Below are 13,485 nucleotides of genomic sequence, written 5' to 3' on the forward strand. Positions count from 1 at the left end.
CCCCTGTAAGAAATAAGTGGGGGTCAACAGCCAGTAAACACCCGATTTGTTCAACTAACAATCCGTGGGGGATGAACCCCCACTAATTGAAGTTTCACTTTATCTCCTCCGGCTCAGTCCTGTCCGTACGTCGCTAATAGAAAAGCGGAGGCGACTGTTCAGGTCATGCGGGATAAGACGAAGACATGTAGTGGCATGGGTTTGGCCACGGAATGGCTTTGGCTTATATCCGCCTTGACCTAGGAGCCGCAGCTGGACAAACGGGCGCTTCCGTCTTTGTTAATTTGCTCATATTTGTATTCATTTTGCTTTTCAGACGGAAAAAATGAAAATAACAGCTAAGCATTTTTATTTTTCATTTATTAAATCGGTCCTGTTTTCTCCTTTTCGGAATTTGCGCAGGGTATAAAAGAAAGACATAATAAGCACATTCAATTATTTATTTCAGGAAGGAGATTTAAAGAATGGCAGATTTTAAGTATGAGATTGTAAAAACCATTGCTGTATTGTCTGAGTCAACAAAAGGCTGGACAAAGGAATTTAATGTTATCAGCTGGAATGGCAGGGATCCTAAGTATGATCTGCGGGATTGGGCACCCAATCATGAGCGTATGGGCAGGGGAGTAACCCTGTCAAATGAAGAAGCGGATAAATTGAAAGAAGTGCTTAATGATCAAGTCACCCCAGAACTAACACCTGCAGGAACTTTAAAAGAATAGAAAAATAAAGGAACACATTCATCAATAAAGAGAATGTGTTCCTTCACGTAGAAATAGGTTATTCATGATAGCACAGTTTGAAATGGTTCTTACTTAGAGGATTTTACTTCGTGTGGTTAGGTTATGGCGGAGAAGGTGGGATTCGAACCCACGCGACGGTTGCCCGTCCTAATGCATTTCGAGTGCATCCCCTTCAGCCGGACTTGGGTACTTCTCCACATAGAAGATGCTGGTGAGAGGATTCGAACCTCCGACCCCTTCATTACGAGTGAAGTGCACTGCCAACTGTGCTACACCAGCATAATTTCATAGACAAGCGCTAAAAGTCACATAGAATATAATAAAACATTCTTCGGAAATCTGCAAGAGTCAGTTGATAAATTCCTCATTTTAACAGACGGACAGGGGGATTCGTAATGAATCCCCCTGTCTGGTTACTTTTGATTACGATCTGCATAAACCGCCATGGCATCACGCATAAATACAGCTAATCCTTCGCCGTACTGATCAATATTTTTCGTAAATCGTTCATCAGCGACATACATCTGGCCTAAGCCTTTAAATGCATCTAAGGAGTAGTGACCGATTTTATTAAGATAATCATACCAGACTTTAATAGCCACCTGAGCCTCTTCAGAATCGGGGGATGAATGACGGATAGCAGCCAGATCCTTATATATTCTGTCAAACTCTTCCCCTAATGCCTTCTGTTGTTCGTGAGACATACGTCCTATTTTATGATTGGATTCATCTACAGCTTTATCTCCCCATCGTTTACGGGCTTCCTGTTCATAGGGATTGTGACTGAAATCAAATCCTGCAAATTTCTCTTTATCAGACATGGTGATTTCCCCTTTCTCATTTTGAATCGTCCTGTCGATTGTTCTGATCATCTGGTCCAGACGCCGGCGTTTTTCCTCCAGCATTTTTCTATGCATAAGAAGAGCTTCTTCACGGTCAAAGTCCGGGCGATTCATGATTTCCTTTATTTTTTTCAAAGGGAAGTCAAGCTCTCGGAAAAATAAGATTTGCTGCAGTCTGCTCAGATCTTTTTCTGAATATATCCGATATCCTGAGGCATTTTTTTGCGCAGGTGTGAGCAAACCGATTTCATCATAGTGGTGAAGGGTGCGCACACTGATACCTGCTATTTCTGCCAGTTCTTTTACCTTCATTCTTATGAACCTCCCTTGTACTCTTAACTTTAAAGGATAACGTAACGTAAGGGTCAATAAAAATGTGAAAAATTTTTCTAGCCTATATTAAACAATGTTGCACCAGTTTCTTTCCTTCCTATGTCTTTCATCACAGACAATCGTTGAGGCAAAATGATAGTAATGGGGAAGGATAGTAGTACGGAAATGACGTAAAATTGGGGGAGAAAACAGTGAATAAGTGGTTTTACTTCAATCTGTTCCTGCTGGCGCTGGCGGTTTGGCAGGGGGTGCTTAATGGAATCGCGAACATTTCCATCTGGTTCGGAATAAGGGGATTAACGTTTATTTTATATAACTGGAATATGCACTCGTTTTTTTCGGAAATACGGAACGAATCTGATCGTAAACGGAAAATAAAAATAGCGAATATAGCCAGAAAACTGATGCCTCATCATACATGGGTCGGGTTTGCTGCCTGTGGTCTCATCACCCTTCATCTTGTCCTGATTTTGAATAACTATGGGTGGAATATCGAGAGCCTGAAAATGGTGAGTGGAGTCATTGCTTTCATGGCTTTGATTGCCCAAACCGTAAGTGGGTGGATGAGAAAGGTAAGGCTACAGGAAAAGACGACGAGCCCATTTACGTCTCGGCTTTATTCTGTTTTTCAGTATCCTGCTTCATATTTTGCTGTAGACAGAGGATTTTTTACACCCCAAAAAGAATGAAGTGATGTAGACTCATTATAAAGATACCTGCGTTGGAGGGGTGTATAGCTGTGACGAAAGTTCTGATTGTGGAGGATGAAAAGAAGCTGGCGAGAGCTTTGCAGCTGGAACTGGAATATGAAGGCTATGAAGCGGAGAGTGTCCTTGATGGGAAGGAAGCTGTTGAACATATTCTACAGGATACAAGGCTTGATTTAATTCTTTTAGATATTCAATTACCAGGACTGAGTGGCTTTGAGGTTTTACGAAGAGTCAGACGTGAAGGAGTTCAGATTCCTATATTGCTGCTAACAGCCCGGGATGAGGTCCATGATAAAGTGAGTGGTCTTGATTTAGGGGCGAATGATTACCTGACCAAGCCTTTCCAGATTGAAGAACTGCTGGCCAGGGTTCGTGCCCATCTCAGACAGCAGCCAAAGCAGCAGGAGGATATTCTCAGAATGGAGGAGTTATCCGTTAATCTTCAGACCAGAACAGTCAGGAGGGGGCAGGATTCCGATTGAGCTGACCCCGAGAGAGTTTGACCTGTTAGTCTTTCTGCTGAAAAATGAAAACCAGGTATTAACCAGGGAACAGATTATTGAACAGGTTTGGGGCTATGATTATTTAGGGGATACCAATGTAGTGGATGTATATATCCGCTATCTGAGACAGAAAATTGACAAACCCTATTCCAAGGCCTATATCCATACGATTCGAGGGGTTGGCTACTCGGCAAGGAACGGTCAGGTATGAAGCTGAAAACAAAGATTCAGGTCTATGCTACCCTGGTTTTACTCATTACTATACTATGTATTAATACCGCTATATTCCTTCTGTTCAATAAGATAACTGTAGACGCTGAGGTTAATCGGGTAAAGGCTGAAGCTGATACGTTAATGGAATCCCTGGCAACAAATATGAATACAGGTGTCAATCTGGATGAACTGTTAAAGGCTTATGTTCCTAATCAGGGTATTGTACGTATCATTAATAATGAGGAAATGACCATCCATACGGTGACAAAAAAATCAAAGTATTACAACCTTTCAGCAGACTATATACAAAAAGAAACGCATGACATCGTGGAAGGACAGGATGGTATGCGATATGCCGTCATTTCAACCCCGATGATCTGGGAAAATGGGGAAGTCGTAACTCTTCAGGTAGCCGAGGAGCTTATCAACCTTGAAGACACTATGTCGACGTTATTTTATGTTTTGCTGTTTGCATCATTAATCATGGTGATTCCTGCACTGATTGGGGCCCGGGTCCTCAGTAACTCTTTATTAAGACCAATCCAGCGCCTGACCAATATTATGACTGAGAATGCCAGTCAGGGGCAAATGAAGAAAATTCGACTGTCAGGCCGTTCTAAGGATGAACTCCATCAGATGAGCAGTACATATAATCAAATGATTGATCGACTTAGAGAAAGCTTTACACGTCAGGAGCAATTTGTTTCCGATGCCTCTCATGAGCTGAAAACGCCAATATCTGTAATTAAGAGCTATACTCAATTGCTGAATAGATGGGGAAGAAAAAAACCTGAAGTCTTTGAGGAAGCTACTGAAGCCATTCAAACCGAGACTGATCGAATGGATGCGATGATTCGTCAAATGCTCACTCTGGCCCGGAACCAGAAGAGTGACCACCTTAAGCTTGAATCTGTCAATCTCACTGCTCTCCTGCAGGATTGTGTGAGAGCATTTTCGGTGACTTATGACAGAGATATTCAGCTTTTTTCCACGGAAAATAAGTTAGAAGGCAGGGTGGATCGTGAAAAAATCAATCAGGTGTTCTACATTCTGATTGATAATGCCTGTAAATACAGCCAGGATGAGGTTCATGTGTACACCGATTCTTCAGAAGGCTATATTCAGGTTAAGGTTCAGGACTTTGGCGAGGGTATTCCGGAAGCAGACGTAGAACGTATTTTTGACCGGTTTTACCGGGTGGATAAGGCAAGAAGTCGTGATAACGGTGGTACGGGCTTAGGTTTGTCCATTGCAAAGCACATTGTTGAGAGCCATAATGGAATCATTACTGTTGATACAGAGCTGGGTAATGGAACAGCCTTTACCGTTAAGCTTCCGAAATCTTAGATATTTCCATTCATTTTCTCATCAAATTTTAATCTTTCTCACATTGTCTTTTCATCTCCGTTGTCTATGATAAAGACAGTAAAAGAAATAGGAGGGAAAAGCATGAAGAAAAAAATTCTTGTTTCTGTCATGGCCATTATAGTAGCCTTTGGTGCGGGAATGGGGATCCATCAGATGACCAAAACTTCCTCGGCAGCATCATTATCTATAGAAGAGGCGCGTAAAATTGCCGAGCAGCAGTTTCCGGGTGAAGTGGTTGAAATTGGGCTTGAAAAGGATGGCAATCGTGCTGTCTATGAAATGGAAATTAAGGGTGATGGTCAGGAGTATGAACTGCTGCTTGATGGAGAAACAGGTGAAGTCATTAAATTAGAACAAAAAGCTGCAGCGAAAATTGACACAGAGAAACAGTCAGGACAGTCACAAAAGCCTTCAGACCAGTCGGATGATAAAAAGCAGGAGGGTTCATCCGGAAAGAAATCGGATGATGATGCAAATTCTGAGCCATCTCAAAATGACCCAGAAGACCAATCATCCAATCAGCCAAAAGATGATCATCATGATGACAAAGATGTAAAACAAGATAAAAACAACGATTCTAAAAGTGATGGGAATGGCAATCAAAAATCAGATGATGACCCTGAAGCAGTCAGATTCGAACAGCCTAAAAAAGAAAAACTACCCATTATTCAGGCTCAGGCTATTGAAATTGCCCGAGCAGAAATTAATTTTGATGGAAAAGTAGAAGAGGTTGAACTTGACGATGATGATGGCCGCTTATACTACGAAATCGAAATGGTAAGTGCAACCCATGAAGCAGACATTGAAATTGATGCTTATACGGGTGCTGTTTTATCCATATCCACAGAGCGAGAAGAGGATTAAGAACAAAAAATGGTTAAAAAAACACGTTATCCGAGAGTTATAATCGGATAACGTGTTATGTTCCGTTCACCTAAGGGAGAAACAGAATATCCTGTAGCTGAGCCTGAAGATGATGCACCAAAAGCACCAATGTGGACTGAGCGTTGGGGACTTTGGATGGCATTACTATTAGCCGTTATGGCCATGGCGTATGTTGTACCAATTGTTGATATGATTATGAATGCACCTCCAGGGTCACCGCCAATTAGAACCTGGTAAAATTTTTGAGCCAAGTATAAGTGGATCTGCTGACCATGAAATACTTGGCTCTCATTTTTAAAGGAAGTGATTCCATGAAGCAAAACAAGCGAAACTGGATGGCTGTGATTGCGGTTCCAAAATTTAACTTATCTGTTTTTCACTTTTATGTTATTTGCCATGGCCTGGATTTATATTAGCGCCGATGAACAAATTTGTAATAACTATCTTGAAGTAGAGCAGAAAACCCTCGGATGGGGGTCTTTAGCCCTTGCAATATGCTTAATCATCTATGTAGTACAGGTTATGTTTATGAATAAACCGGAAGAAGAGCGCTGACCCTTCAGTATATTAGCTGACTTAAGGGATCAGCGCTTTTGTTTTAATATCCTACTTCAACTGAGGCTACTGCGATAACCATTAAGTCGTTTTGGTCTTCTTTATCTTCAAGTACGATGCCGTGGGTGGTGGCAAGACCTCCGTGTTGAACTTCCAATGTCACCTGACCATATGGAATTTCAGCTTTTACGGCCTCCTCATCTAACTGCTCCTGATTGGAGGGTACACCAAGTTTGATCTTTACCTGCATATTTTCCAGACTTTGATCGGGTAGTAATTCCTTAATTCCAGGCATAGAGTTAAAATGAATGGCATTATGGACCGCTCGAACAGCAGCTTTTGTTACGTTCTGGCCGTGTACATCAATTCCCATTCCGGTTTCAATGAACAGAAGTTTTTTCATTATGAATGCTCCTTTATACCATTAAATATGCTACCCTATATTATAATAATATAAAGATAGCTGGGTAAAATGAGTAGCTTAATATTCAGACAGAGGAGGCCCGTGAAGACTTGGGAAACGTTTATACTTTAGCAAAAGTCATTCTTCAAATAGGTATTATATCTTTATTCTATATGGTGGGTACCTGGATTCAACAGCTATTTCATCTGATGATCCCCGGAAGTATTATTGGTATGCTCCTGCTTTTCGTTACGCTGCTGACAACAAAATTTAAACCGGCTTGGATAGAGGATGGTGCAAATCTATTAATAAAGCATCTGCCATTATTATTTATCCCTGTCACGGTTGGAATTATAAATTATTTATTTATTTTTGAGGGAAAGGGACTCGTTCTGATACCGATTGCCTTTGTCAGCACAATCCTGGTGATTGCAGGTTCCGGTGCGGTGAGTCAGTACCTGGCGGGAAAAAAGGTGACGGAGCATGAATAGTCTTTTGATCATCCTGGCAGGTTTGATAGGAACCTTTATCGCGTATACAGGAGCTTTATATTTGTACCAGAGATTCCCCTATCCAGTTTTGCTGCCTGTGTTTGTTGCAACTCTCATTATTGCTATATCCCTTCTTATGTTCGATGTTCCTTATGAAGCCTATATGCAAGGAGGGAAATGGATCGATTGGCTGCTTGGACCTGCTGTTGTGGCACTGGCATTTCCGCTTTATAAACAATGGGAGCTTGTAAAAAAATATCCCTATCCATTACTGGCTGGAGTAGGGGTCGGATCAGTGCTTGGAATTTCCACAGGACTATTGTTAGCCAAGTGGTTTCAGTTCGATGACCAGATTATATATTCGATGATTCCGAAAAACTCCACCACACCTGTGGCGATGGATATTACGGAGTCTCTGGGCGGAATCGCACCTATGGCAACCGTGTTTGTAATGATTGCCGGGATTGGTGGTGCCATTACAGGACCAACCATTTTAAAGTGGTGTGGGATTACTCATTTCTTAGGGATGGGAGTGGGGATGGGGAGTGCTTCTCACGCGATTGGCACCTCCAAAACCATGGAACAGAGTGTGCAGGCAGGAGCTGTCAGCACGGTGGCTATGACATTGAGCGCCATTGCTATCTCTATTTTAAGTCCGGTCTTTTCCTATCTTTTGCTGTAAATGAAGCCTTAAAAAGCAGAGCTAAAATGGCAGGTTGAAACATTCCTTTCCATCATCTGCTCCTCCTGCCTATTACTGCACCACATTCATCTCGGCCAGTAACTGCTTAATTTGCTTTGTGGCATCCTCGACACTTTCAGCCTTAATCGGAATAATATGATCCTCGGCATATTGGGTGATGGAGTGCAGATAACGGGGATCATAGTAATAATCCAATAAGCGATCAACAGCTGTCTTATAATCCCCCGTTTTAAGGGCTTCTTCAATTTCTTTCGCTACAGGTGTATGGATTCGCTTTTTAATTTTATTGAACGCTTCTAAGCATTGCTCGGGATAATTCCATGGCTGGTATTCATCCAGGATGACTCTGATTCGTTCTTCTCTGGGCAGCTCTATATAGAACTGTACCCCTTTCTCTTTTTTATTCATTAAAAAGTCTGGAAGGACAGCCTTTCCAATCCGCTTACTTTCACCTTCCATTAGTACATATTCACGGTCCTGATAATTCACGAGTTCCTGAAGAAGAAGGGAATCAAATGTCTTCTGGTTATGAGGTCTGCGGCCGACCTGTCCAAAAATGGATCCCCGATGATTTGCCATTCCTTCTAAGTCCAACACAGGATAACCTTCTGATTTTAATTGCTGCAAAATCTCAGTTTTTCCTGTTCCGGTGTAGCCATTTAAAACAAAGGCACGGGGCTTCATATCGAAGTTTTCCAGCGTTTCGACGACCCAATTCCGATAAGTCCGGTAGCCGCCATTCAGACGGTAAACAGGGGTTCCGGCCAGGTCTACAACTGTTGCAGCAGCTTTACTCCGCATACCTCCCCGCCAGCAATAAACCACCTTTTCTCCTTTTAAATCCTTCACTTGTTTTATAAAATCAGGAAGCTTGGCAGAGAAGATCTCAATTCCCCGTTCTCTTGCTGCTTTTGGGCTCTCCTGCTTATAAATGGTTCCAACTTCTTTTCGTTCTTCATCATCAAAAACAGGGATGTTCACACTTCCAGGAATCCTTGAATCCTCATATTCTGATGGTGATCGGACATCAATGATGGAGATTTTCCCCTGCTCTGCTTTTGTCTGTAACTCATCTAATGCCATGTCTTGAAACATATCAATCAGCCTTTCTAATCTTAGAAAAAACGTATCCTTCATATATTGTAAATCTAATTCGTAAAAAAAGAAAATCACAGACGCCCAGTGAATTAATGGAAATGATGATTGATTTTTTCATATTCATCGTTAAGGTGTTCCCTGTTGATTAAGTAAATAAAACCCAGACTAAGTAAAGAGGCAATCACAGCCAGAAGAATCATCCATGTATGCGCAGTGCTGACTCTGTTCATAACAGCAAAATGACTGGCAAACCCCGTCATTAAGAGAGTGATTCCAATCGAAATAGACATTTTCATTTTTTTCGATGGATGGCTATTCTGTAATAAACCAGCCTCTGAAAACAGGGTAAAGCCTAAACGATAGCGATAAAAAAGAATGGATAGATGAAAAACGATAATGGCATATAGAAACTGCATGGTCATTAGCGATGTAAAGCTTGTCAATGTTGCTGATACCAGGTCACTATTGATAATTTCCAGCTGATTTAAAAGTGTATATACAGGGCTCTGGATTATTGATGCACTTAAATAACCAGCGATTGTAACCATAAATGACTCCCATAATTTGAGATGCACAAGAAGAAAGAAAAAGAGTATAGATACACTGTGGTTCACGATTTCCCCAAGGTAGAATGAGAGATTCCAGACATTATAAAACAATAAGGAAATCCCCGATATAACAAAACTAGTTAGCAAGAGCCGAAAATAGATGCTTCGAAAAGGGATACGAAAAAGGGTAATCGATAGCAGTAGTGTGGCAAATGCTTCAACAGCGCCAAATAAGAACTCTAAAATAAATAAAAAACTGATCATTTACTCGTCTCCTTTTAATCCTTTTCAGGTTTTTTAAACCAACGCTGTTTCGGCTCACCTTTTATCGTTGTAGTCCTTTGCAGGTCAAGATTATTCGCAATGGCTCTGTGGATAAGGGGAGAAAGAATTTTTTGTTTTATTTTTGCAATGGTCGTAAACGTTCTTTCTCCTTCCTGTTTCTGATCAAAGTAGACATTCCCAAGCTTCTCATCATATTCTTTTACATGGTTTAAATTAACGAGATTTGTACGATCCAGAGAAACAAAACCGTCCTGTTCATTAAGGACCTGGTGCATTTCACTTAATTTTGTGATCTGCAGGTAGCGTTTATCGCCAACATAGTATACGAGACGACGGTTTTCAGACTCTATATAGTCGACATCATTTAAATTAATCGTAACAAATTCTGACGTACTGTCGATTGTATCTTCTATAACAGTCATCCATTTACACGGTTGTTCAGCTGACAAATATTTCACTCCTTAGCACAATATGTAACTCCTGTCAATATAAATTCATGTACATCGATTTTTCTTTTATTACCTCTCATTCCTTTATATACTGAGAGAGGAGGATAACATCTCGTTTTTAACGAGGCTGACAAATAGGATGTTCATAAGCCATGGCAGACTTCATGAACGGTTTACTATTATATAAAAGAAATAGAGTAGCGTCTAGTTTCCGAGTGATTGATAGATATTAGAAAGTCTGTTGCCCTTATTGAACATCCATATCTGTCTTTTCATACCCTGCTGATAAAATTCCCCATAAGGATTCCTTCTGATTTCCTTCCTTAATGAATTACATAATTTCATCACGCATTAACTGGCTGTAATATCCCCCACTTCAAGTCTTAAGGGTAACCTAACAAGACTAAGTGGGGGATAAACGGCCAGTAAATTCCTGATAAGTTCAACTAACCACCAGAGGGGGGCCCCCCTCTGATGGAAGTTTCACTTTACAAATGTACTTTGCTGTTGATGTTCCTTGATTATTCACCGTGTTTATTTTATTGTAGATATGAAGTTTATATTGGAAATAGTTTAACTAGACTACATACTAAATTATATATGTAAAGGAGAATTTGTAATGGGCAAAGTACTCGTCTTTGGACACAAAAATCCGGATACAGATACGATTGGTTCAGCTATTGCTTATGCACACTTGAAATCAGAATTAGGTGCGGATGTTGAACCGGTACGTTTAGGTGAAGTAAATGGTGAAACTCAATATGCATTGGATCATTTTAATGTTGAAGCCCCAAGATATGTCGAAACCGTTGCTAATGAAACCGATCAGGTCATCTTGGTTGACCACAATGAGCGTCAGCAAAGTGTAAGCGATATTGATCAGGTGCAAATTAAAGAGGTTATTGACCACCATCGTATTGCGAACTTTGAAACCAGCGATCCATTATACTATCGCGCGGAGCCTGTAGGTTGTACGGCTACAATTCTTAACAAGCTTTATAAAGAAAATAATGTAGAGATTCCTAAGAACATTGCCGGATTAATGCTATCCTGCATTATCTCGGACTCTCTATTGTTTAAATCTCCTACATGTACGGAGGAAGATGTTCAGGCAGCTAAAGAGCTTGCAGAGATTGCCGGTACTGACGCTGAAAGCTATGGTCTTGAAATGCTTAAAGCAGGTGCAGATGTAAGTGATAAAACGGCTGAAGATTTAATCTCTCTTGATGCCAAAGAGTTTGAAATGGGTTCAGAAAAAGTGGAAATCGCCCAGGTCAATGTGGTAGACCCTAATGATGTATTGTCCCGTCAAAGCCAAATTGAAGAGGCTATTAATAAGACGATTGACGATAAAGGGTTAGGTTTATTCCTATTTGTCGTTACCGATATTCTAAATAACAATTCAGAGGCTGTTGCACTGGGAAGCCGTACAGATGCAGTAGAAAAAGCTTTTGATGTAACATTATCCGAAAACAAGGCAACACTTGAGGGAGTTGTATCCCGTAAAAAACAAATCGTTCCTTTCGTGAAAGAAGCGATGTAATAACAGAGATGCCTGTTTAGCAAAAAGGTTGTGAGCCATGACTTTGGCCCACAACCTTTTTTGAAATAGACTGGTACTTCCGTCTTTGTTACTTAATTAATTCAACCTTCTTAAGGCCATGCAAAATACCGTCCTCATCCACAGGCTTTGTTACTAGTTTTGCTGCTTCTTTAACTTCGGAAAGTCCATTCCCCATCGCAATGCTATTGGGTACAGCTTTAAGCATTTCAATATCATTTAAGCCATCCCCAAAGGCATAAACATTCTCGAGTGGAATTCCGAGATGCTGGATCATCTTTTGAATACCATTGGCTTTAGAACCCCCTCTGGGAATGATATCCATGGAAAATTCATGCCACCGTATAAATGTTAAGTCATCAAACGCTTCCTCGTAAGGTTTTTCTTCACCTGCCGTACAAAAGAGTAATGACTGATATAAATGACGGTCTTTAAAGAAGTCCGGGTCATATTCAGGGTGACTGAATTTTAAGCTTTTAAGGCTTTGATCCACATGGGGATGATATTCGATATTTGATTTCATCATAGATTCATTCATATAAACCAGTGGATGATCGTTTTCTACTGCCATTTTCGTAAGTTCTTCTATGCTTGTTTTATTAATAGGGTTTGTAAAAATAACCTCATCCTGAGAAACCGCATATTGGCCGTTATAACTTACGTATGTATCAATGCCTAACTCCTTCCGTAATGGCTCAAACATAAAGGGAGCCCGTCCTGTTGCAATGGCTGCAATATGCCCCTGTGCCTTTAAATCTGATACGGCCTGTTTCGCTGATTTCGGCAATTCCTTATCGTGGTCGAGTAATGTTCCGTCAATATCAAAAAATACGATGCTTTGTTTCGTCAAATTTCATCACCTGTTTCTTTTAGTCTGTATTTATTCTACAATAAAATCAGATTTTATCCTATGATGTTACGTTAAAGAAAGGTACGTGTTTCCTATGCTATGGAAAATTTTCATGCTCATTATCCTGGTGTGGATCATCGGACTGGTTTTAGACCTTTTAGGGAAGTTTATTCATCTTTTATTAATTGTCGCATTATTTGTTATCGTTTTTAAGCTTGGTCAGCGTTTCTCCAAAAAGTAAGCCTGCTTATTTTTTGGAGCCTGTGAACAAATATTTAAAAAAAGCAGCAAGCCTATTGGGTTTATCCTCCTGCTCCTGATTTGCCTGCTGTTCTTCTTCAACAGAAATATCCTCTTTCTCAATCGCATAATCTACCGCTAAAATTAATCCCAGATCGGTTTTTGCCTGTTTATTGGTGACAGATTTGTACGCAATGTTATATTTCCCCGCTAACTTTTTATACGGGTTAAAATAGGAGGATCTGACTTTTCCGTTAAGCAGAATTTCAGCATCAGGATAATCCTTCATCGCCGCTTCCAGTTGATCCATCCCTTTTTTCTTCATGACCTGTCCCTTGGTTAACACTAATATAACACGTTCCCTCAATGTTCCTAAAAATCGTCTTCTTTCATCAGGTTTTGTCTCCTTTTTTCCGTAGATTCCTTCTTCTATATATTCATCCATTTTTGATTTAGACATGGGATCTCTCTCCTCAGACAGAATTTGCCGTCGGGCCTAACCGGTCGCCTTCGCTTTTCTATGTCCAGCTGCGGCTCCCAGGCCCAAGCGGTCATAAGCAGAATACCCTCCATGGCCCAAAAGCGGCCACTACGGATATTCTGCTTATGCCGTCGGGCCTAACCAGTCGCCTTCGCTTTTCTTACTACTCCTTAAGTCTTAATTGAAAATATATCTGTAGTTCGTTATGTCCGGTTCTTTTTCTCGAT

16 protein-coding genes, 2 tRNA genes and 1 pseudogene are annotated in these 13,485 nt (G+C 40.7%); 10 read left to right on the forward strand and 9 right to left on the reverse strand.

The features are described from left to right. The first annotated feature begins 464 nt into the window (after positions 1-464). A complete protein-coding gene (locus ACZ5OK_RS00805) occupies positions 465-719 on the forward strand; it encodes a YdbC family protein (RefSeq protein ID WP_044164242.1) in 255 nt (84 codons plus the stop codon). A gap of 124 nt (positions 720-843) precedes the next feature. Here ACZ5OK_RS00805 and ACZ5OK_RS00810 read toward each other — a convergent pair. The 3 genes from ACZ5OK_RS00810 to ACZ5OK_RS00820 all read right to left on the reverse strand — a co-directional run bounded on the left by ACZ5OK_RS00810 (position 844) and on the right by ACZ5OK_RS00820 (position 1,900). Further along, positions 844-936: transfer RNA gene (locus tag ACZ5OK_RS00810), tRNA-Ser, on the reverse strand. Positions 937-946: 10 nt separating this feature from the next. Further along, positions 947-1,019, reverse strand: a tRNA-Thr gene (locus tag ACZ5OK_RS00815). 134 nt (positions 1,020-1,153) lie between these two features. Further along, complete coding sequence (locus ACZ5OK_RS00820) at positions 1,154-1,900, reverse strand: MerR family transcriptional regulator (protein ID WP_343843160.1); 747 nt, start codon at positions 1,898-1,900, stop codon at positions 1,154-1,156. Between the two features lie 206 nt (positions 1,901-2,106). Between ACZ5OK_RS00820 and ACZ5OK_RS00825 the strand changes: the two genes are divergently transcribed. The 5 genes and pseudogenes from ACZ5OK_RS00825 to ACZ5OK_RS00845 all read left to right on the forward strand — a co-directional run bounded on the left by ACZ5OK_RS00825 (position 2,107) and on the right by ACZ5OK_RS00845 (position 5,831). After that, entirely contained in the window at positions 2,107-2,604 is a 498-nt protein-coding gene (locus ACZ5OK_RS00825; RefSeq protein ID WP_343842910.1) for a hypothetical protein, read from the forward strand. A gap of 50 nt (positions 2,605-2,654) precedes the next feature. Then, positions 2,655-3,339 (forward strand): annotated as a pseudogene (locus ACZ5OK_RS00830) (response regulator transcription factor). Continuing rightward, on the forward strand, positions 3,336-4,688 hold the full coding sequence (locus tag ACZ5OK_RS00835) for a sensor histidine kinase (protein WP_343842913.1): 1,353 nt from the start codon (positions 3,336-3,338) through the stop codon (positions 4,686-4,688). Before ACZ5OK_RS00830 ends, ACZ5OK_RS00835 begins: the two are co-directional and overlap by 4 nt. Positions 4,689-4,790: 102 nt before the next feature. Continuing rightward, entirely contained in the window at positions 4,791-5,573 is a 783-nt protein-coding gene (locus ACZ5OK_RS00840; protein ID WP_343842916.1) for a PepSY domain-containing protein, read from the forward strand. Positions 5,574-5,630: 57 nt separating this feature from the next. Next, a complete protein-coding gene (locus tag ACZ5OK_RS00845; RefSeq protein ID WP_343842919.1) occupies positions 5,631-5,831 on the forward strand; it encodes a hypothetical protein in 201 nt (66 codons plus the stop codon). A gap of 361 nt (positions 5,832-6,192) precedes the next feature. On the opposite strand, the gene ACZ5OK_RS00850 is transcribed toward ACZ5OK_RS00845, so the two are convergent. Continuing rightward, positions 6,193-6,552: a Lin0512 family protein gene (locus ACZ5OK_RS00850; RefSeq protein ID WP_343842925.1), complete on the reverse strand. Its 360-nt coding sequence runs from the start codon at positions 6,550-6,552 to the stop codon at positions 6,193-6,195. 110 nt (positions 6,553-6,662) lie between these two features. On the opposite strand from ACZ5OK_RS00850, the gene ACZ5OK_RS00855 reads away from it, so the two are divergent. Together ACZ5OK_RS00855 and ACZ5OK_RS00860 are read left to right on the forward strand one after the other, a co-directional pair. Then, the gene (locus ACZ5OK_RS00855) at positions 6,663-7,043 is read left to right on the forward strand and encodes a CidA/LrgA family protein (protein WP_343842928.1); all 381 of its coding nucleotides are present in this window, start codon (positions 6,663-6,665) and stop codon (positions 7,041-7,043) included. Then, positions 7,036-7,725, forward strand: a complete 690-nt coding sequence (locus ACZ5OK_RS00860) for an LrgB family protein (RefSeq protein WP_343842930.1) — start codon at positions 7,036-7,038, stop codon at positions 7,723-7,725. The genes ACZ5OK_RS00855 and ACZ5OK_RS00860 overlap by 8 nt, the downstream gene beginning before the upstream one ends. A 72-nt stretch (positions 7,726-7,797) precedes the next feature. Here the strand turns inward: ACZ5OK_RS00860 and mnmH are convergent, their stop codons facing one another. The 3 genes from mnmH to ACZ5OK_RS00875 form a co-directional block, all read right to left on the reverse strand. Next, a complete protein-coding gene (gene mnmH, locus ACZ5OK_RS00865; RefSeq protein WP_343842932.1) occupies positions 7,798-8,841 on the reverse strand; it encodes a tRNA 2-selenouridine(34) synthase MnmH in 1,044 nt (347 codons plus the stop codon). Positions 8,842-8,933: 92 nt separating this feature from the next. After that, entirely contained in the window at positions 8,934-9,656 is a 723-nt protein-coding gene (locus tag ACZ5OK_RS00870) for a hypothetical protein (RefSeq protein ID WP_343842935.1), read from the reverse strand. A 14-nt stretch (positions 9,657-9,670) separates the two neighbouring features. Then, positions 9,671-10,126 carry a LytTR family DNA-binding domain-containing protein gene (locus ACZ5OK_RS00875; RefSeq protein ID WP_343842938.1) on the reverse strand — a complete coding sequence of 152 codons (456 nt, stop codon included), beginning with the start codon at positions 10,124-10,126 and terminating at the stop codon, positions 9,671-9,673. A 619-nt stretch (positions 10,127-10,745) separates the two neighbouring features. Here ACZ5OK_RS00875 and ACZ5OK_RS00880 point away from each other — a divergent pair. Next, positions 10,746-11,669, forward strand: coding sequence for a manganese-dependent inorganic pyrophosphatase (locus ACZ5OK_RS00880; RefSeq protein WP_343842941.1), 924 nt, complete (start codon positions 10,746-10,748; stop codon positions 11,667-11,669). Positions 11,670-11,757: 88 nt separating this feature from the next. Here the strand turns inward: ACZ5OK_RS00880 and ACZ5OK_RS00885 are convergent, their stop codons facing one another. After that, a complete protein-coding gene (locus tag ACZ5OK_RS00885) occupies positions 11,758-12,537 on the reverse strand; it encodes a Cof-type HAD-IIB family hydrolase (RefSeq protein ID WP_343842944.1) in 780 nt (259 codons plus the stop codon). 94 nt (positions 12,538-12,631) lie between these two features. Between ACZ5OK_RS00885 and ACZ5OK_RS00890 the strand changes: the two genes are divergently transcribed. Continuing rightward, the gene (locus ACZ5OK_RS00890) at positions 12,632-12,778 is read left to right on the forward strand and encodes a lmo0937 family membrane protein (RefSeq protein ID WP_343842946.1); all 147 of its coding nucleotides are present in this window, start codon (positions 12,632-12,634) and stop codon (positions 12,776-12,778) included. A 6-nt stretch (positions 12,779-12,784) separates the two neighbouring features. Here ACZ5OK_RS00890 and ACZ5OK_RS00895 read toward each other — a convergent pair whose 3' ends face one another. Continuing rightward, positions 12,785-13,237 (reverse strand): YueI family protein, encoded by a 453-nt coding sequence (locus ACZ5OK_RS00895; RefSeq protein ID WP_343842948.1) that lies wholly within the window; start codon positions 13,235-13,237, stop codon positions 12,785-12,787. Positions 13,238-13,485 lie beyond the last annotated feature (248 nt).

Source organism: Salinibacillus aidingensis (assembly GCF_055393355.1).

Excerpts from the sequence above, each read along its gene's own strand:
- ACZ5OK_RS00805 (WP_044164242.1), top strand. The coding sequence starts at position 465 with ATGGCAGATTTTAAGTATGAGATTGTAAAAACCATTGCTGTATTGTCT.
- ACZ5OK_RS00835 (WP_343842913.1), top strand. The coding sequence starts at position 3,336 with ATGAAGCTGAAAACAAAGATTCAGGTCTATGCTACCCTGGTTTTACTC.
- ACZ5OK_RS00840 (WP_343842916.1), top strand. The coding sequence starts at position 4,791 with ATGAAGAAAAAAATTCTTGTTTCTGTCATGGCCATTATAGTAGCCTTT.
- ACZ5OK_RS00845 (WP_343842919.1), top strand. The coding sequence starts at position 5,631 with ATGTTCCGTTCACCTAAGGGAGAAACAGAATATCCTGTAGCTGAGCCT.
- ACZ5OK_RS00850 (WP_343842925.1), bottom strand. The coding sequence starts at position 6,552 with ATGAAAAAACTTCTGTTCATTGAAACCGGAATGGGAATTGATGTACAC.
- ACZ5OK_RS00860 (WP_343842930.1), top strand. The coding sequence starts at position 7,036 with ATGAATAGTCTTTTGATCATCCTGGCAGGTTTGATAGGAACCTTTATC.
- mnmH (WP_343842932.1), bottom strand. The coding sequence starts at position 8,841 with ATGTTTCAAGACATGGCATTAGATGAGTTACAGACAAAAGCAGAGCAG.
- ACZ5OK_RS00870 (WP_343842935.1), bottom strand. The coding sequence starts at position 9,656 with ATGATCAGTTTTTTATTTATTTTAGAGTTCTTATTTGGCGCTGTTGAA.
- ACZ5OK_RS00880 (WP_343842941.1), top strand. The coding sequence starts at position 10,746 with ATGGGCAAAGTACTCGTCTTTGGACACAAAAATCCGGATACAGATACG.
- ACZ5OK_RS00890 (WP_343842946.1), top strand. The coding sequence starts at position 12,632 with ATGCTATGGAAAATTTTCATGCTCATTATCCTGGTGTGGATCATCGGA.
- ACZ5OK_RS00895 (WP_343842948.1), bottom strand. The coding sequence starts at position 13,237 with ATGTCTAAATCAAAAATGGATGAATATATAGAAGAAGGAATCTACGGA.